Raw genomic sequence first — 252 nt, 5'->3', positions numbered from 1 at the left:
AAAGTCAAAACAAAGCAGCACCGAGGCCTGAAAGTGCTCCGAAAACATATGGAGCTTTAGAAGGAGGAGCTAGTGAATGAAAACGAACAGGTCCTATTGGAGCGAAGAACGAATTAAAGTATTACTCAGTCAGCTTCCAAAGGTGGAGGTCAACCGTTCATCTAAGCAGATTTACCAGCAAATGCTGTTGGCAAGCGGGTAGTAAAAGAAAAGTGCCAGATGGATCGGTCCAGCGGTCGCAACCGTTGTGGT

Annotated in this window: 1 protein-coding gene and 1 pseudogene; both read left to right on the top strand. The window is 46.4% G+C overall.

Annotated elements, in window-relative coordinates; all coding sequences use genetic code 11:
* A pseudogene (locus tag KVT11_RS21205) lies at positions 1-117 on the top strand (RNA polymerase sigma factor SigX); the annotation flags it as partial.
* Positions 77-202, top strand: a complete 126-nt coding sequence (locus KVT11_RS21325; protein ID WP_302693895.1) for a hypothetical protein — start codon at positions 77-79, stop codon at positions 200-202. The pseudogene KVT11_RS21205 and the gene KVT11_RS21325, both read left to right, overlap by 41 nt.
* Positions 203-252: the final 50 nt, after the last annotated feature.

The sequence above is a fragment of the Bacillus sp. GbtcB10 genome, from assembly GCF_019091365.1.
GTDB classification, from domain to species: Bacteria; Bacillota; Bacilli; order Bacillales; family Bacillaceae; genus Bacillus; species Bacillus altitudinis.
The sequence above is the reverse complement of the archived record's forward strand: the minus strand, read 5'-3'. Positions and strand labels throughout refer to the sequence as shown.

Excerpts from the sequence above, each read along its gene's own strand:
- KVT11_RS21325 (WP_302693895.1), top strand. The coding sequence starts at position 77 with ATGAAAACGAACAGGTCCTATTGGAGCGAAGAACGAATTAAAGTATTA.